Genomic DNA, 22,197 nt, shown 5'->3' with positions numbered 1-22,197 from the left:
TCCTCGGTGCTTTCCAGGTTTCCGCTTTCGCGTTTCCCTTTCCGGCGGTTCTGACTCTATCAGATCCTTTCGGGCCTGATTCCCGGTCAGCGGGGGCTGTCTTCACGGCTGTTGGGCCGTTCCGACGTTCCAAACCTTAGCGGATCTGCTCGGCAGTTCCCAATCGGGGCTGTCGAACCCAAATCGAATTGAATTCGGGCACGCCGAATTCACCCCGACTGGGAGATCGTGCTGGTTGGTTTGGGTGCCGCTTGAGCGGCGGAGGTGCTGTCGCAGAACCGTTACGGCTCCGTGGCAACCCGAAGAACTCTACGGATCTGCGGGTGGACTGTCAAGCCTCCCCAAGGTGGCGAGCAGTCAAACCTCGACCGCCCAAGAGTACGGCTTCAGTCCAGGTCGCTGAGCCGGCCACCGGAGTCGGGCTGGGCGTGCTCGACGCGGCGGAGCAGTCGGGTCAGGACCTCGCCCAGAACGGTGCGTTCAAGGGGAGAGAGGTCCTGGAGGAGATCCTCCTCGAAGACCGAGGCGAGACGCATGGCCTCCAGCCACTTCTCACGCCCCTCGGAGGTCAGCTCCACGATGACGCGTACCCGGTTGGTCTCGTCGCGCTCTCTCGTCACCAGCCCCTCCGCGACCATGCGGTCGATGCGGTGAGTCATGGCAGCCGGGGTGAGCCCGAGCCGCTTGGCCAGGTCGCTCGGACCCATGCGGTACGGGACGCCGGAGAGGACTAGGGCCTTGAGGACCTCCCACTCGGCGTTGCTGATGCCGAGCGCGGCGGTCTGGCGGCCGTAGGCGACGTTCATACGGCGGTTGAGGCGGGAGAGAGCCGTGACGATCTTCTCGACCTGGGGGTCGAGGTCCTGGAATTCGCGCTGGTAGGCGGCGATCTGCTCTTCGAGGGTCGGCTCGGCGGCGCCCGCGGTGTCACCCATGCGGGCAGTATCGCACGTCGGCACTTGGCATCGAAGTCCTTCGGTGTGTAGTGTTTAGATTCTAAGTTTTAGCTTCGAAGTCTTCAGTGTTAACGCTTGTGTGGCGAGCTGGAGGCTTCCCTTACCTAGGCAGGTGAACTTGACCAGGGGGTTGGGCGCAGCGATGCGTCGGATTCATGTGGGGAACGCACTCGGTGCGTTCGGGCTCGGTTTCACGGTCCCGTATCTGTATGTGTACGTGGCGCAGGTGCGGGAGCTCGGTGCGGTGACAGCGGGGCTGGTGCTCGCGGTGTTCGCCGTGGCGGCGCTGGTGGTGCTGCCGTTCGCCGGGCGGGCGATAGTCCGGCGTGGGCCCCTTCCGGTGTTGCTCGCCGCCCTGGTCACCGCCGCCGTCGGGTCGCTGAGCCTCGGTCTGGCCGCCGGAGTGTCGACGGTACTGGTGTCCGCTGCGGCGCTCGGGGCCGGGCAGGCCGTGATGCAGCCGGCGCTGGCGACGATGATCGTCGACTGTTCCATGGCGGAGACCCGGTCACGGGCCTTCGCGACCCAGTTCTTCCTGCAGAACCTCGGGCTCGGTGTCGGCGGCTTGATAGGCGGCCATCTCGTCGACCCCACGCGCGCGGAGTCCTTCACCCTGTTGTACGCGATTCAGGCGGCGATCTTCCTGCTGCTCGTGGGTGTGATGGCGAGCGTGCGGATACCTCGGGCGCCGAGGGGCGACGGAACATCGGCGTCGGCGCCGTCGGCCAAGGCGAGCTGGAAGGAGTTGTTCGGCAATCGGGCCATGGTGCAGCTGTGCGTGCTCGGGTTTGTGCTGTTCTTCGCCTGCTACGGGCAGTTCGAGTCGGGGCTCAGCGCGTACGGCGTCGAGGCGGCCGGGATATCCACGTCCACGCTCGGTACGGCGCTCGCGGCGAACACCGCGGTGATCGTGGTCGCGCAGTTCGCGGTACTGCGGTTCGTGGAGCGGCGTCGGCGGTCACGGGTGATAGCCGCCGTCGGGCTGATCTGGGCCGTCGCGTGGGGTGTCGCCGGGTTCGCCGGGCTGGGGCGGACGAGCGAGGCCATGGCGACCGCCGCGTTCGTCTCGACGTACGCGCTGTTCGGGCTCGGTGAGGCCATGTTGTCGCCGACCGTGGCTCCTCTGGTGGTCGATCTGGCGCCCGAGGGGATGGCGGGTCAGTACAACTCGGCGTTCGCCCTGGTGAAGCAGCTCGCGCTGGCGTTGGGGCCGGCGGTGGGCGGGCCGATGGGGGCCGCGCTGCACGCGCCGTACATCGTGATGTTCCTGCTGTTCTCGCTGGGTGTCACGGTGCTGGCGATATGCCTCGGGCGTCGGCTCACCGCCGTGCAGGATCAGCCGTCGCTCGCGTGGGGGCGGGTGGTCGCGCGGGGCGGGGTGTCCGCGGAGCCGGTGGTCACCCAGGCGTGACGCGCCCGTGCCGAGGGTGTCCGTCGCGGCGGGCTGTCAGGTCGTCCCCTTCGGTAGGGCGAACTCGCACCACACCGCCTTGCCGCCGCCGGGGGCTCGGCGGCTGCCCCAGTTGGAGGCGATGGTGGCGACGATGGCGATGCCCCGGCCGGACTCGTCGGCGGGTTCGGCCCGGCGGCGGCGTGGGAGGTGGTCGTTGCCGTCGGTGACCTCGACGATGAGGCGGCGGTCGGTGCGGCGCAGGCGTAGGCGCATGGGCGGGGTGCCGTGTTGGAGGGAGTTGGCGACCAGTTCACTGGCGGCGAGGACGCCCATGTCGTGGAGATCGGGTGGGAAGCGCCAGCTGGTGAGGACGCCGGAGGCGAAGGCCCGGGCCCGGGGGGCCGCCTCGATGCCGCCCAGGAGGTCCAGGGCGGCGTTGCGGAAGAGGTCACCGTCGGGGCCCGTGCGGGCGGGGTGCTGGAGGACGAGGACGGCGACGTCGTCGTCGTGGTCGGCGGTGACGCCGGTGGAGCGGACCAGGCGGTCGCAGACCACCTGGGGGGTGCCGGTGGCTCCGGCCAGCGCTCGCTCCAGGGCGGCGATGCCCTCGTCGAGGTCTTCGTTGCGGCGTTCCACCAGGCCGTCCGTGTAGAGGACGGCCGTCGAGCCGGGGCCGAGGGCGATCGAGCCGGAGGCGTGCATCCAGCCGCCGGTGCCGAGCGGGGGGCCGGTCGGCTCGTCGGCTCGCTGGACCCTGCCGTTCTCGTCGCGGACGAGGATCGGGAGATGGCCGGCCGAGGCGTAGACCAGGCGGCCCTCGTTGGGGTCGTGGACGGCGTAGGCGCAGGTGGCGATCTGGTTGGCGTCGATCTCCGCGGCGAGGCCGTCGAGGAGTTGGAGGACCTCGTGCGGGGGGAGGTCGAGGCGGGCGTAGGCGCGGACGGCTGTGCGGAGTTGGCCCATGACGGCGGCCGCTCGTACGCCTCGGCCCATGACGTCGCCGATGACGAGGGCGGTGCGGCCCCCGCCGAGGGTGATGACGTCGTACCAGTCGCCGCCGACCGCGGTCTCGGTGCCGCCGGGGTGATAGACGGCGGCGATACGAAGGTCGTCCGGTTGTTCGAGTTCCTGGGGGAGGAGGGAGCGTTGGAGGGTGACGGCGGTTTCGCGTTGGCGGCGTTCGCTGGCACGGAGGCGTTCGGCGGCCTCGGCGTGGTCGGTGACGTCGGCGGCGAAGATGAGGACTCCGCCGTCGTCTGGCTCGTTGCCGTGCGGGACGTCGACGGGGGTGCAGGTGATCGTGTAGGAGCGGCCGCTGGGGGCCTTGCGGGACTTGACCGTGCGGGGCCTGGAGCTGCGCAGGACCTGGTCGAGGAGCGGGAGGAGGCCGAGGGCGTCCAGCTCGGGCAGGGCCTCGCGGGCGGGCTCGCCGAGGGGGCGTACGCCGAAGGCCGCGACATAGGCGTCGTTGACGTAGGCGATGCGGTGGTCGGAGCCGTGGACGAGGGCGACGAGGGCCGGGATGCGGTCGAGGATCTCGCGGGTGGGGAGGTCGTCGACGGCGGGGACGGCCGGGGTGTCGTCGGGTGGGTCGTCGGTCTGGCGTTCGACGCGGGCCGCGGGTACGGACTCGCCCCGCCGGTCCGGGGTGACCGCGTGATCGGTCCGCGCTGCGGCGCGGCGCTGCGTACCGGGGAGCCGGGCGCTCCAGCGCGTGAAGTTCACCGAATCCTTGCCTCGTGCATCGTGTTGTCGTCTGTGGCCGGCTCCGGCCGGTGGTCCGGGGGGTGGCCTCGGGGTACAGCGGTGGGGGCGCCTGGTCGCGGGTCCTTCGTACGTGCTCGGTGGGTACCTCGTACGTACTGCGGGGGTACTTCTGGGGAACTGCTCGGGTGCTCCGTGGGTCTTCCTCGGGCAGGGGGGTGGGTCCGCCCGTGGGTGGGGCTCACTTCGCGTCGTGGATCATGTCGCGGACCAGTCTGGCCGACCGGACCGACATCCGTCAGACGTCGGCCTGAACGGCGGAGTTCCTGAATCCGGTCAGGACGACCCCTTCGGGTCTTTCGGAGGCTTTCCACCGGCCGCGAGTTCGAACTCCGCACGGGGATGTTCGAGTGAGCCGAGCGAGACGATCTCCCGTTTGAAGAGCCCGGAGAGGGTCCATTCGGCGAGGACGCGGGCCTTGCGGTTGAAGGTCGGGACCCTGCTCAGGTGGTAGACGCGGTGCATGAACCAGGCAGGGTAGCCCTTCAGCTTCCGTCCGTAGACGTGGGCGACGCCCTTGTGCAGGCCGAGGGAGGCGACCGAGCCGACGTACTTGTGGGCGTACGTCTCCAGGGGCTCGCCGCGCAGGGAGTGGGCGATGTTGTCGCCGAGGGTCCTGGCCTGGCGTACGGCGTGCTGGGCGTTCGGGGCGGTCTCCGTGCCGGGCTCGGCGGCGGTGACATCGGGCACGGCCGCGGCGTCGCCCGCCGCCCACGCGTGCGTGACGCCGTCGACGGCCAGCTCGGGGGTGCACTTCAGCCGGCCGCGCTCGGTCAGCGGGAGGTCGGTGGCCGCGAGCACCGGGTGGGGTTTGACGCCGGCCGTCCAGACGACCGTACGGGTCGGGAAGCGGGCGCCGTCGCTGAGGACGGCGACGCGGTCGGCGCACGATTCGAGGCGGGTCCGAAGGCGTACGTCGATGTTGCGGCGGCGCAGTTCGGTGACCGTGTAGCGGCCCATCTCCTCGCCGACCTCCGGGAGGATGCGGTCGGAGGCCTCCACGAGGACCCACTTCATGTCCTCGGGCTTGACGTTGTGGTAATAGCGCGCGGTGTAGCGGGCCATGTCCTCCAGTTCACCGAGCGCTTCCACTCCGGCGAAGCCGCCGCCCACGAAGACGAAGGTCAGGGCCGCGTCGCGGATCGCGGGGTCACGGGTGGAGGAGGCGATGTCCATCTGTTCGATGACGTGGTTGCGCAGGCCGATGGCCTCTTCGACGCTCTTGAAGCCGATGCCGTAGTCGGCGAGGCCCGGGATCGGCAGGGTGCGGGAGATCGAACCGGGGGCGAGGACGAGTTCGTCGTACGTCAGCTGTTCGCCGTCCGCGCCCTCCTCCTCGCCGGCGAGGGTGGTGAGGGTCGCGATGCGTTTGGCATGGTTGATGGCGGTGGCCTCGCCGATGACGACCTTGCAGCGGTCGAGGACGCGGCGCAGCGGCACGACGACGTGGCGGGGCGAGATGGCGCCCGCGGCGGCCTCCGGAAGGAAGGGTTGATACGTCATATAGGGGTCGGGGGACACGACGACGATCTCGACGTCGCCACGCGTCAGTTCCGGTTTGAGCCGTGTCTGCAGACGCAGTGCCGTGTACAGCCCTACGTAGCCGCCGCCGACGATGAGGATGCGCATCGGTTCCTTCACCATCCCATGACGCACCTCTCTCGTTGGTTTGTCCACAGCCCCGGCAATTTGTGTGACCGGTCGCCTCAGGGGCGCGGGGTTGGCCGAATCGCCGGAGTGTGCGGCAGGTGCGCAGGTCAAATGGTGTGAGCCGGGTAGCAGCAGGGGGCGCAAACCGGACGTAAACCGCCCGTACTCCGATCGGGGGGCGCTCCGTGCGGAACCTGCCCCTTCTGAATTGACTCCCTCTCAACTATGTTCGTGTGTCGACGGGGTGTAGGGGGGATGCGTTCAAGAGGTTCGGTCGGGTCCGGGGTTCCGGGTTCGGGTTCCGGGTGGTTCCGCGACGGGCGGGCCGCTGCGGGGGCCGGTTCCGGGGCGAAGGGATCGGCCGGACGGCAGCTCGTGGACGCTCGTTCCTCCGCTCCGGCTTCCGATGACGGGGAGAGTCTCCGGGGGGAGACGTCATTACCGGGGGAACGTGTATGCATATTCAGGATTCGCATTGGTCGTCCGCATCCGCCATCGCGCCCAGCGGTGGCCTCGGAGCGGCGGGCGGTAACGGACGTGGGGACGGAGCGCGCTCCGCTCCGCTCCGCGTGGACGCACAGCGCAACCTCGAACACGTGCTGCGCGCGGCACGCGAGGTCTTCGGCGAACTCGGGTACGGGGCGCCGATGGAGGATGTCGCCCGGCGGGCCCGGGTGGGTGTCGGCACGGTGTACCGGCGCTTCCCGAGCAAGGACGTCCTGGTCCGCCGGATAGCCGAGGAGGAGACCTCCCGGCTGACCGAGCAGGCCAGGGTCGCGCTCGGGCAGGAGGAGGACCCGTGGCAGGCGCTGTCGCGGTTCCTGCGCACGTCGGTGGCCTCCGGTGCCGGGCGGTTGCTGCCGCCGCAGGTGCTGCGCGTCGGGGTCGCCGAGGACGAGGTCGGCTCCACCGGGGTTGGTACCGGAGGTGTTGGCAGCGTTGTCGGGGACGAGGCGCGGGTGCCGCAGCAGCGGGCTCAGCCGACCGCCGAGTTGCGGTTGGTCGGCGGGGCCGGGGAGTCCGGCGTGGCTCCGTCCGACGACGCCGGGGCTTCGGCACTGCTCGATGTCGTGGGGCAGTTGGTCGAGCGGGCTCGGGCGGCCGGGGAGCTGCGGGAGGATGTGACCGTGGCGGATGTGTTGCTGGTGATCGCCACGGCTGCGCCTTCGTTGCCGGATGCGGCGCAGCAGGCTGCCGCGTCTGCGCGGTTGCTGGACATTTTGCTGGAGGGGCTTCGGTCTCGGCCGGTTTAGGGCGCGCGGGCTTCGGGCTTCGCCTGGGCTTCGGGCTTGGGGTCGGGTCGGCTTGAGGTTGGGTTGGGGCCGGCTTCGGCTTCGGGCTTGACGTTGGTGTGTGAGTGCCGCCGGGGTGGTGGGGGTTTTCGCCCCCGCCGCCCCTTCCCATTCCCGTACGCAGGGGCTGCCGCCCCTTTGGCCCCGCTTCTGGGGGCTGCCGCCCCCAGGCCCCCGCTGCGGTTCCCGTGGACCTTGCCCTACTCGTTCGGGTGAATGCGTGTACCGCTGTTTAGGGGTGCCCCTCGGACGAGTGGTGTGCCCGCGCTGCGAGGGCTGAACAAAAGCCAATATGGCACTCTGACCCGGTGGTCGGGACTGGGTCGGCAGGCGGCGGGGGCTTTCCGCGATGAGCGTTGACGGGCGGGATGAGTCGCTGGGTGAGGGTGACGGGGAAGGTGACTCGGGGATCGGGGGGACGGAGATTCCCCGGTCGCGCTCTCGGCGGTCGCGGTCGTCGTCTCAGTCGTCATCGCGCTCGTCATCGCGGTCGCCATTTCCGTCGTCACCTCCGTCGTCGCCCCCGTCTCGGTCGTCCTCATCCATTTCGGGTTCCTCGTCCCCATCGGGTTCCTCATCCTTTTCAGGGTCGTCTTCGGGGTCGTCGTCCCCATCGGGTTCCTCGTCCTCTTCGGGATCGTCTTCCTCTTCGGCTTCCGGAGGGGTGGGGCGGCCTCAGGTGCCTGTGCAAGGGGGGTGGGGGGACGAGGGTGTGCCTGCTCAGTGGGATCGGTTTGATTCGGGGGTGTTGCCGCCGCCTCGGGAGCGGGGGCCGTCCGATGCCGATCTCATCGAGTGGATGCGGGGCGGGGACGACTCGGCGTACGAGGAGTTGTACCGGCGGCATGCGGAGGCTGTGCGGCGGTATGCGCTTACGTGTTGTCGGGACGGCCATACCGCGGATGATCTGACCGCCGAGGTCTTCGCCCGGATGTTGCAGGCCGTGCGGGGCGGGTCGGGGCCGGAGCATGCCGTACGGGCCTATCTGCTCACCTCTGTGCGGCGGGTGGGCGCGAGTTGGACCACCTCGGCCAAGCGGGAGCAGTTGGTCGACGACTTCGCGGTGTTCGCGGCGCAGGCCTCACGGGGGGCCGAGGTGTCCGATACCGACACGCTCGATCTCGGAGCGGATGTTCGGGCGATGCACGAGGCCGAGCAGTCGATGGCGATGCGGGCGTTCCGGTCGTTGCCGGAGCGGTGGCAGGCCGTGTTGTGGCACACCGAGGTGGAGGACGAGTCGCCGAGTGAGGTCGCCACGCTGTTCGGGCTCGACGCCAACGGGACGCGGGTGCTGGCCAGTCGGGCGCGGGAGGGGCTCAAACAGGCGTATCTGCAGGCCCATGTGAGCGCCGCCCTCGCGGACAACTCGGCGGAGTGCGGGCGTTACGCCGACCGGCTCGGGGCGTATGCCCGCGGCGGTCTGCGTACACGGGCCGAACGGGGGTTGCGCAAGCACCTGGAGGAGTGCGCGGCGTGCCGGGTGGCAGCCGGGCAGATCAAGGAAGTCGCCGGCGGGATTCCGGCCGTGGTGCCGATCGCCGTCATCGGGTGGTTCGGAGCGGCGGGGTACGCGAAGGCCGCCGCGATCGTCGCCGGGGGTGCCGGGGCCGGGGCCGCCGGCGTCGCGGGGGCGGCGTCCGCGGCGAGCGGGGGGTCGTCGGGGGGAGCGGGCGCCGGGGGCGGGGCCGCCGCCGAAGGGGTCGCGGGGCCCGCGAAGGTGGGTGTCGCGGCGGGGATCGTGGCGGTGGCCGCCGCGGCCGCGTATCTGCTGGCGCAGGTCACGGGCAACGAGGGGCAGAACGACAAGGAGGCGTCGACGAAGCCTTCGCCCTCCAAGGCCGTCGAGGCGTCGCCGAAGCCGTCGCCCTCGAAATCTCCGGAGGAGGAGGGCGGGCCTGTGCCGGAGATTCCGGTGCCGGTGGTGGTACCGGTGTCCCATGCTTCGCCCACGCCGACGCCCACCACCCCGGCACCGGCCGTGGAACCGACGCCCACACCGACGCCGAGTCCCACTCCGACACCTACGCCCACCCCTACGCCCACGTCCGTCGAGCCCACGCCGACGCCCTCGCCGACCCCGCCGCCCGCTCCCCCGGCCGTCTACCGGTGGAACGAACTGCGCTACGACGGGACCGGGGACGGGACCGAGCCCGAGATGCGGCTCTTCGAGAGCAGCTGGGTCTGGCAGCGGTACGGGGTGTCGATCGCCGGGAAGCGGTACGCCCACGGGGTGACCGTGCACGGCCGCTCCGCCGTCACCGTCGATCTCAACCGGCCCTGCACCTCGTACAGCGCCCTGGTCGGTGTCGACGACATGACGCACGGCCTCGGTGAGGTCTCCTTCTCCGTCCACGGCGACGGGGTGCCGTTGTGGAAGTCGGGGCCGGTGCGGGGTGGGGACCCTGCCGTGCCGGTCCAGGTGAATCTCACCGGGTACGAGACCGTACGGTTGGTCGTCGAGCCGCACGACGACTTCGCCGGGGTGGCGCTGGCGGACTGGGCGGAGTCGGGGTTCATCTGCGAGTAGGCACTCAGGGGCGGTGCGGTTTCACGGATTCCGTCAGGTCGGCCAGGGCGTCGGTCGGGGTGTAGGTGCTTCCGGTCGTGTGTTCGGTGGTGTAGCGGGTGGGGCCCAGGGCGGTGCGGGCGGTGGTCTCGGTGCGTTCGGCCTCGCGGTCCTCGGGGTGGGCTCGGGGGTGGGGGCCACGCCAGTGGGACGCGGCCGCGAGGAGGCGTACGGCTCGGGGGTGGTCGCCCAGGCGGGACAGCAGGGTCGCCGCGGTGTCGGCCAGGGCCGCGGTGATCGTCTCGGCGCAGCGGGCGTCCACGGCGGTGCGCAGGGCACCCGTGAGTTTCCCCAGGCCCGTCTGCGGGCCCGACTCGGCGGTGGTGATCAGGGCGTCGACCAGGTCCAGGAAGGCCCTGAACTGGGGTGGGGGTGACCCCCGGTGGGTTTCCTCGTGGGCCGTCTCCCACAGGGCGCGGGCGCGGTCCGGTTCGCCGTCGTTCAGGGCCACGTAGGCGCGCAGGAGATGGACGAAGGCGCGGGAGTCCGGTACGCCGAAGCGGTCGGCCGCCTCCATCGCCTCGTCCAGCGTGGCGAGGGCGGACTCGCGGTCGCCGGCCCGGTAGGCGATCTCACCGAGGCGCGCGAGCAGGAACGGGGTCTCCGCGTACGCCCCCACCTCGTACGCCAGCCTCAGCGCCTCCTCGTACGCGCTCTTCGCCTCGGTGAAACGGGCCAGGGCCATCGCCGCCTCGCCCGTCGCGCTGCACACCTGGGCGCGCATCCAGCGGTCGCCCACGCGGTCGGCGATCGCGCGGAGTTCGGCGAGGTCGTTCTCCAGGCCGCGCATATTGCCGACGGAGTCGACGAGCATGTGGGTGCGGAGCATCAGGGTGAAGCCGAGTTCCCAGTCGCCGCCGTGCTCACGGCAGTTGGTGACCGCCTCGTCCATCAGCTCGCGGATGTCCACCTCGGCGGCGCCGTCCAGCATGTACGCGGTGAGGGGCCAGACCAGGCCGGGGAAGCGGGCGGCGTCGGGGCCGGTGTGGCCGGAGTACGTCTTGAGGCGGGCCACGTACTCGCGTGCCCTCGGGTCGTTCGGTACGCCGATGGGGCCGGACTCGGCGACGAGGGCGAGGTGGAGGAGGCGGAGGGCCATGCGGGGGCGGTGGCGGGGGTGCCTGTCGGGGGCGGGGTCACCGAGGAACTCGGCGATGAGGTCAAACCCCGAACGCCCACCCGCCCCATCCGTGCTGCTTTCGTCGTCGGGTGCGGGTGGCCCTTGTGGGGGTTGACCGCCGTCGGCGGCTGCGGGGTTTGCGGGTGGTGTCCGTTGAAGGCGAGCGCCGTCGGCGATGTCCAGGGTCGTGGCCAGGTTGAGGACCTGGGTGACCCATTGGGCGCCCTCCTGGCGGTGGTTGCGGAGCCACCAGAACCAACCCATGGTCAGGGTCAGGTGGGTGGCGGTGGGTTCGTCCGATGCTGTCAGGGCGTGGTGGAGGGCCGCTCGGATGTTGTCGAGGTCGGTCTCCAGGCGGTGAATCCACGGGAGTTGGTCCGCGGAGCGGAGGCGGGGGTCGGCCTCGTCCAGGAGTGTCGAGATCCAGGCGCGGTGGCGGAGTGCCGCCGCCTCGCGGAGGGTCGGGGTCTCCGCGGCGCGTTCCCTCGCGTACTCGTGGATCGTCTCCAGCATGCGGTAACGCATGGCTCGGGCGAAGGGTGCGGGTGTGGGTTCGGGTGCGGGTTCGGGGGCGGGTTCGCGTGCAGGTGCAGGTGCGGGTTCGTACGGGTACGTCACCGGAGTCGCGATGATCAGGGACTTGTCCACCAGGGCGCCCAGGATCTCCGGCGTCGATGCCGGGCCGGTGGCTGTGCACACCGACTCCGCCGCCTCCAGATCCCAGCCCCCGGCGAACACCGACAGCTCCCGCAGCACCGTGCGCTCCGCCTCGTCCAGCAGGTCCCACGACCAGTCGACCACCGCGCGCAGCGTCTGCTGGCGGGGCAGGGCCGTACGGCTTCCGGAGGTGAGGAGGCGGAAGCGGTCGTCGAGGCGGTCGGCGATCTGGCGTGGGGTGAGGAGGCGGAGACGGGCGGCCGCCAGCTCGATCGCCAAGGGGAGGCCGTCCAGGCGGTGACAGATCTCCTCCACGGCCTCGGGGTCGGCGCGGAGGAGCCTCGTCGCGTCGGGGTGCGCGGAGGTCGCCCGGTCGGCGAAGAGGCGGTGCGCCGGGGCCGGGGGCAGGGGTTCGACCGGGCGTACCGACTCGCCCGGTACGCCCAACGGTTCGCGGCTGGTGGCGAGGATCGTGAGGCCGGGGCAATGGGCGAGGAGGGTCTCGGCCAGGTCGGCGGCGGCGCCGATGACATGTTCGCAGTTGTCAAGGATCAGCAGCAGCTCGCGCTGGGCGCAGTGCTCCATGAGCAGGGCGACGGGGTCGTCCTGCGGTGTCACCAACTCGTGGGTGATCAACGCCGTCTCGCGCAGGCCGAGGGCACTGACCACCGCTCCCGGTACCGCCTCCGGCCGGTCGAGCGGGGCGAGCTCGGCCAGCCATGCCTGTGGATGCCCGGTGGCGGCCTCCTCGGCGAGGCGGGTCTTTCCAGAACCGCCCGGTCCGGTGAGGGTGACGAGGCGGGCCCTGTGCATGTCGGAACGGATCGCGTCGAGTTCGGGTTCCCGGCCGACGAAGGATGTCAGGCGGGGGCGGATGTTGCCCGTTCGGGTGCGGAAGTTGATCGGTGGGGGGTTGTTTCTGCCGGTTTGGTGTCCGTTCTGGGTTTGGTGTCTGTTCTCGGTTTGGTGTCTGTTCTCGGTTTGGTGTCTGTTCTCGGTTTGGTGTCTGTTCTCGGTTTGGTGTCTGTTCTCGGCTTGGCGGCCGGTCTCGGCTTGGCGGCCGGTCTCGGTTTCCCGTTCGGTCTCGGTTCGATGGCCGTTGCCGGTTCGGAATTGGGTGGGGGTTGCGGCTTTAGGGGTCAGCAGCTCCGTGTGGAGGGCTTGTAGGGGCGGGCCCGGGTCCGTGCCCAGGGAGTCTCTTAGGGCGCGGCGTAGGGATTCGTAGGTCGTCAGGGCCTCGGCGGTGCGGCCGGTGGCTTGCAGGGCTTGGACGAGGAGGGCGTGCAGGGGCTCGTCGTAGGGGTTCGCCCGGGTGAGTTCCCTTAGTTCCGGGATGAGTTCGGGGGCTCGGCCCAGTCGTAGGTCCGCCTCCATGCGGGTGCGGGTCGCCTCCCTGCGCAGTGCCTCGGGGCGGGTGGCCGCCGTGCGGTCGGGGAGGTCGGCCAGGGCCGGGCCGCGCCAGAGGGCCAAAGCCTCGCGGAGGGTTTCTGCGGCGGTGGCGGGGGCGTTGGCCGCCAAGGCCGTCTGCGCTTCTCGTACCAGGCGTTCGAAGGTGAAGAGGTCCACCTCGGCGGGGGTGGTGGCCAGGCGGTAGCCGCCGGGTTCCGAGGTGATCGTGTGTTTGCCCAGGGCTCGGCGGAGGCGGGCGATCAGGGCCTGGAGGGCGGCGGGGGCGTCCGCGGGTGGGGTGTCGGCCCAGATGTCGTCGATGAGGGTGGGGGTGGGGACGGGGTGGTCGGGGCGGAGGGCCAGGGCGGTGAGGAGGGCGCGTACGCGGGGGCCGGGGAGGGGGATGGGGATGCCCTGGTCGTTCTTGGCCTGGGTGGTGCCAAGGATCGCGTAGCGCATCGGGTCATTGTGCCGTGGTGGGGGTGGTGGGGGTGGTGGGGGTTTCGCCCCCGCCGCCCTTACCCTTCCCGTCCCCCAGGGGCTGTGCCCCTTCGACCCCCGGGTGGCTTCTGGGGGCTGCCGCCCCCAAGCCCCCGCCTCCGGGGATGAGAGGGGTGGGTTGGGGTGGGATTACCCCGGTGCGGGAGCGGTGTGGTTGCTCGCGCAGTTCCCCGCGCCCCTTACGGGGCCCGGGCCACCAGTCCCAGCCACGTTCCACTCGCGGCGACCCAATCACGGAGACCCAATCTCGAAGCCCGAATCACGGGGACCGAATCACGGAGGCCCAGCCACAGAGCCCCACTCGCGCAAGCACAGCCACGAAGCCACAATTCACGGGGCCCGGATCAAGAAGGCCCAGCCACGGAGCCACAATCACGGCACCCCAGCCACGGAGCCTCATCTGCGGCACCCCAGCCACGGAACCCTCAGCCGCCGCACCCCAGCCCCGGCACCCCAGCCACGGAGCACCAGCCCCGGTACCTCAGCCACGGAGCCTCATCTGTGGCGCCCCAGCCCGGCACCCCAGCCCCGGCACCCCAACCGCCGCACACCAGCCACGGAACCTCAGCCGCCGCACCCCAGCCACAGAGCCTCAGCCACGGCACCCCAGCCACATGGCCCGTATCCCGGGCTACGCCCTTCTCGCCGTCGCCCCCGCCCCAAGTGCCCCCCTCTGGGGTGTGATTCCCGCCGGTACCGCTCGTTGCCTTGCCGGGGTTCCCGTCCAGCAGGTGCCTCGGCGGGAGAGGAGGCGGCGTAGCCAGAGTTCCAGGGAGACCAGGTGGGCTAGGCCGTCCAGGGGGAGGGGTTCGCCTTCGGCGGCCGCTCTGAGGGCCTTGCGGACGACTCGGGCCTCCACCAGGCCCGCTTGGGCCAGGAGGGGGGTGTCGAAGAGGGTGATCAAGGAGTCGGCGGCTGTTCTGATGCCGGTGCGGGCCGCTGTCGCCGAGGTGGCGTGGGAGGGGGCGCCCCAGCCGGGGGGCAGGTCGGTGACGCCGGCGCCCTCCAGGACGGTGCGGAGGATGGCCGCTCGGGCGCCCGGCTGGACGCGCAGGGCCTCGGGGAGGGCTCGGCAGGCTCGTACGACCTGGTTGTCGAGGAAGGGGGTGTGGAGGCGCTGGGAGCGGATTTCGGCTGCTTGTTCGAGGATGCGGATGTCCGTGGCCTGGCGGGCCAGGGCCGCACGGGCCCGGAAGTCTCCGGGGCGTTGGCCTGGGCCGACGGACGGGCGGCCTGTCATCGCGCTCAGGCGAATCGATACTTCTGCCAGGGCCTCGCCGGTCAGCCAGCGGGCCGCGGGGCCCGGTCTCGCCCAGGTGAGGGCGGCCAGGGAGGCGCCCACCGCGCCTCCGGGCTCCTCGAAGCGGCGTTGCATCAGACGGGCGGCCAGGACCTCCACTCCGGCCTGGTAGGGGGTGCGCGCCAGTTTGCGGGCGGCGCCGTACACGCGCGCGGGGACCATCACCGAGCCGTCCGCCTTGGCGAGCGCGGCGACCGGACGGACCAGGTGGCGGCGCTTACGGTCCATCAGGAGGTCGGCCAGGCGGGCGGGGTGGGCGTCCAGGACCTGACGGGCGCCGTAGCCGGTGAAGTGGTCCGCGCTGCCGGAGGCCAGACGGGCGCGGTGGCGGGCGGCCATGACCAGGGAGGGGCCCGGTTCGTCCGTGAGGGGGCCGTCCAGGTCCGCGTAGGGGAGGGTTTCCTCGTCGCCCGTCACCACTACGTGGTGGAGGCGGGGGTTGGCGGCCAGGGTGCCCGCGCGTTCCAGTTCGGCTTCGCGGCCCGAGGTGGTCAGGTCGTTGAAGGTGACCGCCAGGAGGCGTTCGCCCGCGCCCGTGCCGTGGCCCAGGACCGTGCCGGGGGCGCCCGGGAGTCCCGCGGCGAGGAGGGCCAGTGTTCCCGAGGCGGGGCCGCCGGAGAGGTCGGCACCGATGCCGGGGACGGGCATGCCACGGGCCGCGCGGCGCTCGGCGGGGCCCATTCCGGGCACCGGGCCGGGGTCGATGTCGGGAACGTGCCTCGGGGCCGACAGCCGGACGCGTACGGCCTCTACGAGTGCGTCCCGGACGCCGTCCACCGCACTGGTGGGGTCGGCGGAGGGAGCGGCCACCGCGAGGGAGGCGACCGGTTCGTAGCCCGCGATCTCACGCGCCCCGGCGCGCAGGATCAGCGCATGCCCCGGGGGAATGCGGCGCACGCCGTCGTACGGGGTGGAGTCATGGAGGGCGTCCGGTACGTCGGGGGCGGCGAGCAGGGCGGCCAGATGCCCGAAGTCGAGGTTGGCCTCGATGAGGTCGGCGAGAGGGAGCGCGGCGGTCGCGTAGGCCGTACCGCCCGCCCAGGGGGTGTGGAAGACGGGACGGGCGCCCGCCAGGTCGCCGCAGACGGTCACCCGGCGGCCCACCTGGACGATGGCCGTGTAACTGCCGGGCCAGGCGGTGAGATGGCGCAGGGCGCCGCCGCGGGCCGCGAACAGGCCCACGCGCAGCTGCTCGTCGGAGGCGCCGCAGACGCCGAGGACGGCGATACGGGTCTGGGCGTCGGCCTGGACGACACGGATCTCGTCGGGGCGCCAGTCGCCGACCGCCCACAGCGGATCGGGGTCGCCCCACAGGAGTTGGGAGCCCACCGGGTGCACGGTCTCGCCGTCGGGTCCCGTGGCGCCGGCGGCGCCGATCACGGGAGCGCCAGCGGCGGTACTGCTCCATCCCACCAACCACCGCATCGACGCCTCCACAGGCTGTGGACAACAGGTGCACCGTAGGAACGGCTCCCATGCTGCCACGAAGGAGGCTCACTGGAGGGCGTGCGGAAGGTCTTGAGCACCGGTAAGTGCGCCCCTGGAGCGCCTCGAACGCTCCCCTGTCACACCCTCGGACCGCCCCGGAAGAGGCCTGCCCGCCAGGGTGGGACCCCGGGTCTACGACGCGAATGCGCCCCCGGTACGCTCCCCCAAAACACCTAACGCGCCCTCAACAGACGTGGTCGGAGGGGTATTCACCCCCCACGACCACCGTCGATTTTCAGCCAAATCATCAACAGAGGGCGAAGTTCGCGGAACCTCCGTTCCACCCCTGTTTGGCGACTCAGCGTCAACGCACAGTCCGGGAGGCGGAGTTCGCCTCCCGGACCGGTCCGCCGCCCGCGGGGATGGAGGCGACGGTGTCCCCCAGCCCACTGGAACCAGTACAGCGGGCCGACCCACGCACGACCATGGAACCGCTCCCCCGGTGGCCGGAGAAGAGCGCACGGACAGGCGCACGGCCACACAGCGGGAGCACGTCGCAACAGTCCGTACTCTGTCCGCACTTTCGTACGGACCACAATCCCGCCAACAGGATTTGGGCCCCTTAACGCTTGGGATGCGGCGAACTACGCTGGGTTTACGAATGCCGCGTGCCTATGCCGCCGCGGCAGCCGTCTGTTCGAGGGGTGGCGCATGTCCAGGGAGCAACGCGGGCCGAACGAAAAGCTCGGCGCCGTTCTCGCCCTCGCGGGAATCAGCAACGCAGGACTCGCGCGACGCGTCAACGACCTTGGCGCCCAACGCGGGCTGACACTTCGCTACGACAAGACCTCGGTGGCGCGGTGGGTGTCCAAGGGCATGGTCCCCCAGGGCGCCGCGCCGCATCTCATCGCCGCCGCGATCGGCCAGAAGCTCGGCCGCCCGGTGCCGCTCCACGAGATCGGTCTGGCGGACGCGGACCCCGCGCCGGAGGTGGGCCTCGCCTTCCCCCGTGACGTCGGACAGGCGGTGCGCTCGGCGACCGAGCTCTACCGTCTCGACCTCGCCGGCCGCCGCGCCGGCTCCGGCGGCATCTGGCAGTCCCTCGCCGGATCGTTCGCGGTGAGCGCGTACGCCACACCCGCCTCGCGCTGGCTCATAACCCCGGCCGACAGTTCGGTGGCGCGCGAGGCGTCCTCCGCCGAGGGCTCCGGGTCGCCGCTGAAGGTCGGCCACAGCGATGTGCAGAAGCTGCGCGAGGCCGCCGAGGACGCCAGGCGCTGGGACTCCAAGTACGGCGGCGGAGACTGGCGTTCGTCGATGGTGCCGGAGTGCCTACGGGTCGAGGCCGCGCCACTGCTGCTCGGGTCGTACTCCGACGAAGTGGGCCGCGCACTGTTCGGGGCGTCGGCGGAACTCACCCGCCTCGCCGGCTGGATGGCCTTTGACACGGGTCAACAGGAGGCCGCGCAGCGGTACTACATCCAGGCGCTCAGGCTCGCGCGTGCGGCCGCCGATGTGCCGCTGGGTGGGTATGTACTCGCGACCATGTCCCTCCAGGCGACCTATCGCGGCTTCGGCGACGAGGGCGTCGACCTCGCGCAGGCCGCGCTGGAGCGCAACCGGGGGCTCGCCACCGCCCGCACGATGAGCTTCTTCCGGCTCGTCGAGGCACGCGCCCACGCGCGCGCGGGTGACGCGCAGGCCGCCGGGGCCGCGCTCAAGGCCGCCGAGGGGTGGCTGGAGCGGGCCCGGGACGGTGACAACGATCCGTCGTGGCTCGGGTTCTACGGCTACGACCGGTTCGCCGCCGACGCCGCCGAGTGCTACCGCGATCTCAAGGCGCCGCGTCAGGTGCGGCGGTTCACCGAGCAGGCGCTGTCGCGGCCCACCGAGGAGTTCGTACGGTCGCACGGGCTGCGGCTCGTGGTGTCGGCGGTGGCCGAACTGGAGTCGGGGAACCTCGACGCGGCGTGCGAGCAGGGGGTGCGGGCCGTGGAGGTGGCCGGGCGGATCTCTTCGGCTCGGACGACCGAGTATGTGAAGGATCTGCTGCATCGGCTGGAGCCGTATGGGGATGAGCCGCGGGTCATTGAGCTGCGGGAGAGGGCTCGGCCTCTGTTGATGACGCCGGCGTAGGTTTCTTTTGGGTGCGGCGTGGGCGTGGGTTTTGGGCGCCTAGTCGTCTGCCGGGTTTGTGTGGGTTGGCGGGTGCGGGTTGTGTGTGGCTGGTCGCGCCCGCGCGGCGGAGCCGCATATCGATGCAGCCCCGCGCCCCTGAAAGTCGGGCCTGCGGCCCTTCTTTCAACGTGATCGGGGTCATGGCGACCCGTCTCCGGGTTTCAAGGCATTGTCAGTGGCGCAGTGCACTATCGGAGGCGGGAGGTGGAGTGCGTGGTCAGCGGCGTGGCGTACGACTGTGATGTGCTCGTGGTCGGGGGTGGGATCGTCGGGCTGTCGACCGCGTATGCGATCACTCGGGCCGCGCCGGGGACACGCGTCACCGTGCTGGAGAAGGAGCCCGGCCCCGCCCGGCACCAGACCGGGCGGAACAGCGGGGTCATCCACAGTGGGATCTACTACCGGCCGGGGTCGCTGAAGGCGCGGTACGCCGTCTCCGGGGCCGCCGAGATGGTCAAGTTCTGTGCCGAGTACGGGGTCGCCCACGCCGTCACCGGGAAGCTGATCGTCGCCACGGAGCGGTCCGAGCTGCCCCGGCTGCATGCGCTCGTCCAGCGGGGGCGGGAGAACGGGATTCCGGTGCGGGAGCTGGGTCCCGCGCAGATCAGCGAGTACGAGCCCGAGGTGAGCGGGCTCGCCGCCATACATGTCGGCACCACCGGGATCTGTGACTTCGTGGGGGTCGCCCGGCGCCTCGCCGAGGCGTCCGGGGCCGAGATCCGGTACGGCGCCCGGGTCGAGCGGATCGACCGACGGGCCTCGCTCGGCGTCGCCGTACGGCTGCGGGGCGGCGACGTCGTACGCGGGCGGGTGCTGGTGAACTGCGCCGGGCTGCAGTGCGATGACGTCGCTCGGATGACCGGGGACGACCCGGGGATGCGGATCGTTCCGTTCCGGGGGGAGTACTACGAGCTGGCCCGGCCCGAGATGGTGCGCGGGCTGGTGTATCCGGTGCCCGATCCGGCGTTTCCGTTTCTCGGTGTGCATCTGACCCGGGGCATCGACGGGGGTGTCCACATCGGACCCAACGCCGTGCCCGCGCTCGCCAAGGAGGGGTACGGGTGGGGGACCGTACGGCCGCGCGAGCTGGGGGCGACGCTCGCCTGGCCCGGGGCCTGGCGGATAGCCCGGCGGCACTGGCGGTACGGGGCCGGGGAGCTGCGGCGGTCCCTGTCGAAGCGGGCGTTCACCGAGGCCGTGCGGAGGTTGTTGCCCGGGGTGTCGGAAGGGGATCTCGTGGCTACGGCCGCCGGGGTGCGGGCGCAGGCCGTGCTTCGGGACGGGACCCTTGTGGACGACTTCCTCATCCGGGAGGGGGCGCGGGCGGTGCATGTGCTGAACGCGCCTTCGCCTGCCGCCACGGCTTCGCTGCCGATCGGGAGGGAGGTGGGGAGGAGGGTGCTGGCTGTGTTGGGTGGGGGGTGAGTGGGGGGCCTTGGGTGAGTGGGGGGCCTTGGGTGAGTGGGGTGGCTGCCCCGGGTGGATTGCTTTGGGTGGGTGGGGTGCCTTCCCTGGGAGGGTCGCTTTCGGGGTGCCCGTAAAATTGGGGCACTGTGTCTGAGTCCGTTGAAACCCCTGAGCCCCGCACCCCCGGTGCCTCCATCCGGCATACCCGTGCCAAGGGGGAGCCCCGGTTTCCCGATGGGCCCAGGGCCGATCCCGCCGGGTCTCATTTCGAGCGGCGCATCCGGAGTTTCCAGCCTCGGCGGAGTCGGGTGACCGCCGGGCAGGCGGACGCCTTGCAGCGGCTCTGGCCCAAGTGGGGGCTCGACATCGACGGGCGGGCGCTGGATCTTCGGGAGCTGTTCGGGGACTCGAAGCCCGTTGTGCTGGAGATCGGGTTCGGGATGGGGGAGGCGACGGCCCGGATGGCCGCGGCCGACCCCGACACCAATGTGCTCGCCGTCGATGTGCACACCCCCGGCCAGGGAAATCTGCTGAACCTCGCCGATCAGGGCGGGCTCACCAACATCCGGGTCGCCAATGGGGACGCCATCATCCTGTTGCGGGAGATGCTCCCGGCCGAGTCCCTGGACGGGCTGCGCGTCTACTTCCCGGACCCCTGGCCCAAGAAGCGGCACCACAAGCGGCGGCTGATCCAGCCGGAGTTCCTGACGCTGGCCGCGTCACGGCTCAGGCCCGGGGCGATCGTGCACTGTGCGACGGACTGGGAGCCGTACGCCGAGCAGATGCTGGACGTGCTCACCGCGCACCCCGACTTCGAGAACACCCGCGCCGACGGTGGGTTCGCGCCGCGTCCCGAGTTCCGGCCACTGACTCGTTTCGAGGGGCAGGGACTGGACAAGGGTCATGTGGTGAACGATCTGCTCTTCCGCCGCGTACAGCAGCGTAAGCGGTTCGAAGATCAAGCTTGAGCGGTTCGAACTTGAGCGGTTCGAAGATCGGCCGTGACGGGCTGAGCCTCGGGCTGCCGCCGCGTTCTACGCCGTCGCGGGCAGCACCCCTCCCTCGTTAGGGTCAATGCAATGGCCATCGATCCCCCCTACCCGACGTACCCCAGCGGCCCCGCCGGTGGGGGTGTGTTCAGGCCCGTGCGGTGGTGGCGGCGGAAGGGCGTCAGATACGGCTCGCTCGTCGGGCTGCTCGCCGTCTCCGGGCTCGTCATCCTCGCCCTCGTACGCGAACAGACCGGCACCGAGGGGTTTCTGGTCGGGCTGGGGCTGGCGGTGCTGCCGGTGCCGCTGCTCGTGGGGGCGTTCCGGTGGCTGGACCGGGTGGAGCCGGGGCCCTGGAAGAACATGCTCTTCGCTTTCGCCTGGGGGGCCTGTGCGGCGGCCCTGATAGCGATCGTGGCCAACAGCTTCGCCACGCAGTGGATAGCGACCGCCACCGCTGATCCCTCGCACGCGGACACCTTGGGGGCCACCGTCATAGCGCCCGTGGTGGAGGAGAGCGCCAAGGCCGCGGCCGTGTTATTGATCTTTCTGTTTCGGCGGCGGGACTTCACGGGGGTTGTGGACGGGGTGGTGATCGGTGGGGTCACCGCTACCGGGTTCGCGTTTACCGAAAACATTCTGTATTTGGGGACCGCTTTCGGGACCGATCAGCTCAGCGGGGGGAGCGGGCTGGCGTCCGTCACCGCCGCGACGTTTTTTGTGCGTGTGATCATGTCGCCCTTCGCCCATCCGTTGTTCACCGTGTTGACGGGGATCGGGTTCGGGCTCGCGGCGGCCACCGGGGAACGGCAGCGGGTGCGGCGGGGGGTCGTGCCGGTGGGCGGGCTGGTGCTCGCCATGGGGATGCACGCGATCTGGAACGGGTCGTCGACGTTCGGGGAGTACGGGTTCTTCGCCGTGTACGTCGTGTTCATGGTGCCGGTGTTCGGGTTGTTGACGTGGCTGGCGATATGGGTGCGGCAGCGGGAGTTGCGGAGTGTGCGGGAGGAACTGCCGGCGTATGTGGCGGCCGGGTGGTTGACGCCGGTGGAGCCGTGGGTGATGGGGTCGATGAAGGCGCGGCGGGCCGCTCGGGAGTACGCGGGGCGTCACTTCGGGAAGGCGGGGGTTCGGGTGGTGGCCGAGTATGAGGCGGCGGCTACGGCGTTGGCGTTTCTGCGGTATCGGGGGCGGCGGGGGAAGGGTGGGGGTGACTTTGTGCTGCGGGAGCGGGAGTTGTTGTTCGAGTTGTGGCGGCGGCGGGGGGTGGCTCGGGCTGCGATGGCTCATGCGGGGGTGGGGGCGGGGGTGGTCTCCGGGTATGGGGGTGCCGGGTGGGGGCAGGGTGGGTGGTACGCGTATGGGGACGGGTATGGGGGGTTTGAGTACCGGTCGGCGTATACGCGGCCGGTGCCGTATGGGGTGACGCCGGTTTACAACCCGTATCGGTCGTAGGGGTGGGGTGGCGTGGGGGTGCGTGGGGGTGTGTGGGGGTGTGTGGGGGTGTGTGGGGGTGTGTGGGGGTGTGTGGGTGGGGCGGGGCCGGGCCGGTGTGTCAGTCCGTCGCAGGCGGACGTACTGCTCGGGGGTTGGATGGCGTGAACTTT

Annotated in this window: 12 protein-coding genes; 7 read left to right on the top strand and 5 right to left on the bottom strand. The window is 71.0% G+C overall.

Going from position 1 to position 22,197, the window contains the following annotated elements; all coding sequences use genetic code 11:
• Positions 1 to 386 precede the first annotated feature (386 nt).
• Positions 387 to 935 carry a MarR family winged helix-turn-helix transcriptional regulator gene (locus tag ACWD4G_RS44920; protein WP_451304408.1) on the bottom strand — a complete coding sequence of 183 codons (549 nt, stop codon included), beginning with the start codon at positions 933 to 935 and terminating at the stop codon, positions 387 to 389.
• Positions 936 to 1,098: 163 nt separating this feature from the next.
• Between ACWD4G_RS44920 and ACWD4G_RS44915 the strand changes: the two genes are divergently transcribed.
• Entirely contained in the window at positions 1,099 to 2,367 is a 1,269-nt protein-coding gene (locus ACWD4G_RS44915; protein WP_451304406.1) for an MFS transporter, read from the top strand.
• A 36-nt stretch (positions 2,368 to 2,403) separates the two neighbouring features.
• Here ACWD4G_RS44915 and ACWD4G_RS44910 read toward each other — a convergent pair whose 3' ends face one another.
• Entirely contained in the window at positions 2,404 to 4,074 is a 1,671-nt protein-coding gene (locus ACWD4G_RS44910) for an ATP-binding SpoIIE family protein phosphatase (protein ID WP_451304404.1), read from the bottom strand.
• A 315-nt stretch (positions 4,075 to 4,389) separates the two neighbouring features.
• Complete coding sequence (locus ACWD4G_RS44905) at positions 4,390 to 5,757, bottom strand: NAD(P)/FAD-dependent oxidoreductase (RefSeq protein ID WP_451304402.1); 1,368 nt, start codon at positions 5,755 to 5,757, stop codon at positions 4,390 to 4,392.
• Positions 5,758 to 6,332: 575 nt separating this feature from the next.
• Here ACWD4G_RS44905 and ACWD4G_RS44900 point away from each other — a divergent pair.
• Together ACWD4G_RS44900 and ACWD4G_RS44895 are read left to right on the top strand one after the other, a co-directional pair.
• Positions 6,333 to 7,016 carry a TetR/AcrR family transcriptional regulator gene (locus ACWD4G_RS44900; protein ID WP_451304400.1) on the top strand — a complete coding sequence of 228 codons (684 nt, stop codon included), beginning with the start codon at positions 6,333 to 6,335 and terminating at the stop codon, positions 7,014 to 7,016.
• Positions 7,017 to 7,854: 838 nt separating this feature from the next.
• A complete protein-coding gene (locus tag ACWD4G_RS44895; protein ID WP_451304410.1) occupies positions 7,855 to 9,582 on the top strand; it encodes a sigma-70 family RNA polymerase sigma factor in 1,728 nt (575 codons plus the stop codon).
• 4 nt (positions 9,583 to 9,586) lie between these two features.
• Here the strand turns inward: ACWD4G_RS44895 and ACWD4G_RS44890 are convergent, their stop codons facing one another.
• Positions 9,587 to 13,246 (bottom strand): AfsR/SARP family transcriptional regulator, encoded by a 3,660-nt coding sequence (locus tag ACWD4G_RS44890; protein ID WP_451304398.1) that lies wholly within the window; start codon positions 13,244 to 13,246, stop codon positions 9,587 to 9,589.
• A gap of 673 nt (positions 13,247 to 13,919) precedes the next feature.
• Positions 13,920 to 16,013 carry an asparagine synthase-related protein gene (locus ACWD4G_RS44885; protein WP_451304396.1) on the bottom strand — a complete coding sequence of 698 codons (2,094 nt, stop codon included), beginning with the start codon at positions 16,011 to 16,013 and terminating at the stop codon, positions 13,920 to 13,922.
• A 714-nt stretch (positions 16,014 to 16,727) separates the two neighbouring features.
• Between ACWD4G_RS44885 and ACWD4G_RS44880 the strand changes: the two genes are divergently transcribed.
• From ACWD4G_RS44880 to ACWD4G_RS44865, 4 genes are all read left to right on the top strand, one after another.
• On the top strand, positions 16,728 to 18,152 hold the full coding sequence (locus tag ACWD4G_RS44880; protein WP_451304394.1) for an MFS transporter: 1,425 nt from the start codon (positions 16,728 to 16,730) through the stop codon (positions 18,150 to 18,152).
• Positions 18,153 to 18,377: 225 nt separating this feature from the next.
• Complete coding sequence (lhgO, locus tag ACWD4G_RS44875) at positions 18,378 to 19,619, top strand: L-2-hydroxyglutarate oxidase (RefSeq protein ID WP_451304392.1); 1,242 nt, start codon at positions 18,378 to 18,380, stop codon at positions 19,617 to 19,619.
• A 128-nt stretch (positions 19,620 to 19,747) separates the two neighbouring features.
• Positions 19,748 to 20,569 (top strand): tRNA (guanosine(46)-N7)-methyltransferase TrmB, encoded by an 822-nt coding sequence (gene trmB, locus ACWD4G_RS44870; protein ID WP_451304390.1) that lies wholly within the window; start codon positions 19,748 to 19,750, stop codon positions 20,567 to 20,569.
• Between the two features lie 111 nt (positions 20,570 to 20,680).
• Positions 20,681 to 22,045 (top strand): PrsW family intramembrane metalloprotease, encoded by a 1,365-nt coding sequence (locus ACWD4G_RS44865; RefSeq protein WP_451304388.1) that lies wholly within the window; start codon positions 20,681 to 20,683, stop codon positions 22,043 to 22,045.
• Positions 22,046 to 22,197 lie beyond the last annotated feature (152 nt).

The sequence above is a fragment of the Streptomyces sp. NPDC002643 genome, assembly GCF_053592555.1.
This window is presented reverse-complemented; position numbering and strand designations above follow the sequence as displayed.

Excerpts from the sequence above, each read along its gene's own strand:
- ACWD4G_RS44895 (WP_451304410.1), top strand. The coding sequence starts at position 7,855 with ATGCGGGGCGGGGACGACTCGGCGTACGAGGAGTTGTACCGGCGGCAT.
- ACWD4G_RS44880 (WP_451304394.1), top strand. The coding sequence starts at position 16,728 with ATGTCCAGGGAGCAACGCGGGCCGAACGAAAAGCTCGGCGCCGTTCTC.
- ACWD4G_RS44915 (WP_451304406.1), top strand. The coding sequence starts at position 1,099 with ATGCGTCGGATTCATGTGGGGAACGCACTCGGTGCGTTCGGGCTCGGT.
- ACWD4G_RS44905 (WP_451304402.1), bottom strand. The coding sequence starts at position 5,757 with ATGGTGAAGGAACCGATGCGCATCCTCATCGTCGGCGGCGGCTACGTA.
- ACWD4G_RS44890 (WP_451304398.1), bottom strand. The coding sequence starts at position 13,246 with ATGCGCTACGCGATCCTTGGCACCACCCAGGCCAAGAACGACCAGGGC.
- ACWD4G_RS44885 (WP_451304396.1), bottom strand. The coding sequence starts at position 16,013 with ATGCGGTGGTTGGTGGGATGGAGCAGTACCGCCGCTGGCGCTCCCGTG.
- ACWD4G_RS44920 (WP_451304408.1), bottom strand. The coding sequence starts at position 935 with ATGGGTGACACCGCGGGCGCCGCCGAGCCGACCCTCGAAGAGCAGATC.
- ACWD4G_RS44865 (WP_451304388.1), top strand. The coding sequence starts at position 20,681 with ATGGCCATCGATCCCCCCTACCCGACGTACCCCAGCGGCCCCGCCGGT.